Annotated in this window: 6 protein-coding genes; 5 read left to right on the plus strand and 1 reads right to left on the minus strand. The window is 38.4% G+C overall.

Features of this window, described 5'->3' with window-relative positions; translation table 11 throughout:
- The coding region (locus AC1DG9_RS24670; protein WP_477635428.1) for a DUF1569 domain-containing protein at nt 1-253 on the plus strand (253 nt) is incomplete at its 5' end.
- On the opposite strand, the gene AC1DG9_RS24675 is transcribed toward AC1DG9_RS24670, so the two are convergent.
- Nucleotides 243-896 (minus strand): DUF2306 domain-containing protein, encoded by a 654-nt coding sequence (locus AC1DG9_RS24675; protein ID WP_337716897.1) that lies wholly within the window; start codon nt 894-896, stop codon nt 243-245. The genes AC1DG9_RS24670 and AC1DG9_RS24675 overlap by 11 nt on opposite strands.
- Nucleotides 897-1,051: 155 nt before the next feature.
- Here AC1DG9_RS24675 and AC1DG9_RS24680 point away from each other — a divergent pair, with 155 nt between their 5' ends.
- From AC1DG9_RS24680 to AC1DG9_RS24695, 4 genes are all read left to right on the plus strand, one after another.
- The gene (locus tag AC1DG9_RS24680) at nt 1,052-1,435 is read left to right on the plus strand and encodes a winged helix-turn-helix transcriptional regulator (RefSeq protein ID WP_337716899.1); all 384 of its coding nucleotides are present in this window, start codon (nt 1,052-1,054) and stop codon (nt 1,433-1,435) included.
- A 108-nt stretch (nt 1,436-1,543) separates the two neighbouring features.
- Complete coding sequence (locus tag AC1DG9_RS24685; RefSeq protein ID WP_337716901.1) at nt 1,544-1,885, plus strand: hypothetical protein; 342 nt, start codon at nt 1,544-1,546, stop codon at nt 1,883-1,885.
- 121 nt (nt 1,886-2,006) lie between these two features.
- Complete coding sequence (locus AC1DG9_RS24690; RefSeq protein ID WP_337716903.1) at nt 2,007-2,822, plus strand: TonB-dependent receptor; 816 nt, start codon at nt 2,007-2,009, stop codon at nt 2,820-2,822.
- Nucleotides 2,765-3,848, plus strand: a 1,084-nt coding sequence (locus AC1DG9_RS24695) for a TonB-dependent siderophore receptor (RefSeq protein WP_477635429.1), incomplete at its 3' end; no start/stop codon positions are given. The genes AC1DG9_RS24690 and AC1DG9_RS24695, both read left to right, overlap by 58 nt.

The following is a 3,848-nucleotide window of genomic DNA, read 5'->3' on the forward strand; positions in this document are numbered from 1 at the left end:
CTCACTCAAAAGCAATACTAAAAACGACAAGCCAATCGGTAAAAATATGCCGGCAGGAAAAGCATTTACCATTAAGCAAAAAGAATGTGATCTGGAAGCTCAAAAGAAGACCTTGATGAACCTGATAGCTGATTTTGAAAACTTTTCAAATGATAAGTTCATTCACGATTTCTTTGGTAAAATGACAAGAGAACAAATTGGCATATTTGTTTATAAGCATTCAGATCATCATTTAAGGCAGTTTAACGTTTAAGTTTCTTAATGGAATAAATGCTGCGGATCACTTCATAAGTATAAAGTGGCACTGCCCACCCCATCCAAAAAAGAGGAACAGTAACTTCTTCAAAACTGCCCAACTGCTGTATAAATGGAATCTTGTAGATAAAACCTGAAATCAGAAAAGCTACGGTAACCAGATAACTTCTGATCATCCATTCTTTGTGAAGCTTGAATTGTTTCCTCATAGCGGTATAGAAAGCAATAAAAGTTGTACTGATCCAAACACTAGCCCAGATCTGCAGTGTAAAAGCATAAGCCCAATTTACCGCATAGGCCGTTGTGGAAGCAAGCATAAGGGCACTTATACTGCTTACCAGGATCGATAACAGATACAAATAACCAATTACGCGATGTATTTTCCAGCTATAGGTACGTAGTTTAGGCCAGAATTGAATAATACCTGAGATCAATGCTCCACCACCAGCCGTAATATGTGCGATGAGGAACCACCGTTGGGGGAAGTATCTGCCTAATGCTTCTGGCGTCATTTGCAGATAGTGATCTGCTCCATGCATGAATAACCAGGTCATAAAAAAAACGGTTATCCATATTAGTAAAGGTAGGATGTCTATCCAGTTAAGCTTAAATTGACTTTTTACATTCAGTTCTTTTTGCATTTCAGATTCCTTTTTGATTTTAATTAATCACGATAAGCGATAACACAAATTTCCCTGAAAGATTGTAAGGCAACAATAACCGATAAAAGATTCGGTATGGGGTTACTGTGAGGTTCGGGATGGATTGAGTAATTTTAACCAGCAATAATAAAAGTATGTATACAAGAAAAATACAAGAAGATCCAGATTGTGGTATCTATTTAGCGATGAGAGTATTGGGCGGAAAATGGAAATGTTGCATCTTGGATGCAATTAGCAGAGGTATTTCGAGGCCCAGCGAAATTGCCAGATATATCACTGAAGCATCCACACGTGTTATCGAAATGCAATTGGCGGAACTGCTTTTTTATCGTATGATTGAAAAATGTGCGGAAGATGTTTATCCTAAAAGAACTGAATACAAACTCACTATCCTGGGAGAAACCTTATTGCCTATTCTTTCCAAAATAGATCAATGGGGAATAGAACATGCAGAGTTGATCAAAGATCGAATCAGCGAGCTGCAAGAGGATGAACTGGAGGGGCAGTACCCGATCTAAAAAAACAGTATATTTCTCTATGATGCAAGAAAAAAGTAATACTTTTGCAGCCATAAAAATCAATAATTGAGAAGATCAGTTTGCCTTTTGTTACTATTCATGATCGTCATGCAGTCCTTTAATAAGTTGGGGATAATCCTCGCTTTTAAGATTAATCAGGGCTACATTGCTTCTGCCTTTTGTGAAAATAAGGATAAACCAGAAATGCATTGTAATGGACGATGTGTACTAGCAAAAAAACTCAAACAAGCCGAACAGAATGAAGAAAAGCAAAGAGCAGAAAATCTGGAAAAAGCTAATGTGCTCTTCTTTTGCAAATTGAACAGACTTGAGGTAAATGAATCATCAGCCTCCCCAAAAACGAGCGACTTTAATATTTTCTATTTAAAGTTTAAACCTTCTTCTTTTACCAACGACATCTTCAAACCACCTCAGTACGTAGCTGCCTAATCTATCTTATTTTTTTAATCACAATTATTGAGTAACCTGAGTTACTCACATGCCATTTTTATGGTCGAAATCGTGATGTGCCTCAGGCTGGTTTCTTATTAACATCTTTTTATACTTTCAAATGAAAATCAATATTTTCAGCATACTATTACTATTGTTTATCATTAGTAAATCCTTTGCGCAATCTGGCTCAGGGAATTTAAAAGGCCGCATCGTTACCGCTAGAGATGAAGCTGTTAGCGGTGCAACAGTTCAATTCCAGAATACACTAATTAGCACCCAAACAGATTCAGATGGAAACTTCAATTTTATCGCTATTCCTGCCGGTACATATGTATTGGTCGTTTCAAATATAGGGTATACCGCTCTTAAGCAAAATCTGATCATMACTACAGGCAAAAATGCCTTTCTCAATTTGCAACTCTCAGAAAGCAAACAGGAGTTGAGAGAGGTAGCAATCAATATCAGCAAGAAACATTACCATGTAAAACAATCCAGTAGCGCTACCAGAATGGATATTTCACTACTCGAAACCCCACAATCTGTACAAGCTATCTCGTCAGAGGTAATGCACGACAAGCAAGCTTTTACGCTGAATGAACTTGCAAGCAGTTTTACTGGTATGAAGGCAAATAATGGAAATGGTTCATTCACTATGCGTGGATTTACTGCATATTCTCCTAATGATGCAAGTTTCCTGCTTTATAATGGTATCAGAGGTAATCTCTTCTTATGGAGCCAACAGCCATTATTATACAACGTAGAATCTGTAGAGCTACTGCGAGGTCCTTCTGGCGCCTTGTTTAGTGAGGGAGCACCAGGTGGTGTAATAAACTTTGTCACAAAAAACCGCTTGCAGAAAGCCGATACAACATCGACTTGTCGCTGGGAAGCTGGAATTTCCGTCGGGCATCAGCAGACATTACCGGACCATTAACTAAAAATAAAAAGCTATTGTATCGTGCTATCATAGGCTACGACAGATCGGAAAGTTTTCGCAGCGACCAGGATAAAGAAAATATTTTCCTGGCACCATCATTAACTTATCTTTTTTCAGATAAAACAAGCCTTAACCTGGAATTGAACTATGCTCACCAAAAAGCTGTTCACCAATATGATAATGGAACTTTTATCCGCACCAGGACTGACGGTACTTTCGATTTTAACTATTATCCAAACAATCTGACCATACAAAGTCCAACTGACTATGGAAAGACCAATAACTCGTCGGCCACACTTTCATTCAACCATAGCTTTAACGAAAAACTGAAACTAACGGTGGTACAGCGTGCGGTAAGAAATGTGCTGGATTATACCGATCATATACCTGTAGGGAAGATCAGAAATGATTCAATTAGCAGAGGATATCAGGATTGGGAAACTGATCGTTTTAGTCTGCAAACCACTGCTTATGCAAGCTACAATACGAAGACCGGGTCCTTAGAACATCAGATCATAGTTGGTGCTGATTACAATCGTTATGGCTGGACAAAAAACGATTACCAGTATAAACCTTCAACCCGTATTTCTATTTTTAACCCTGATTACAGCAGTGATATCCCGGAATCTGCTGTTCCTGCTGAAGAATCAGATGACAACAAACGCATTACCAATTTGACGGGTTTCTATATTCAGGATCAGGTTAGTTTTGGACGACAGCTTAAAGCGCTGGTCTCTTTAAGATACGATAACTATGACGGAAAGGAAACTCCGCTGTCTGACAGAGATAATAAACAAGGTGATGAACTACAAGCATCTGGATGGATCCCAAGGGTTGGATTAGTATACTTACCTATAGAGAATTTAGCTTTTTACGGTACCYACGTCAAATCTTTTAATCCTCAAACCTCTAATAATGTTCTTTCTGGTGGGCCATTTCCTACCCGCAAGGCAACTCAATATGAACTAGGTACTAAAGCAGATTTCTTTAATCAGCAACTGTCAACCACAGTGTCTGTATATG

It is taken from the genome of Pedobacter sp. 05L430 (assembly GCF_056397585.1).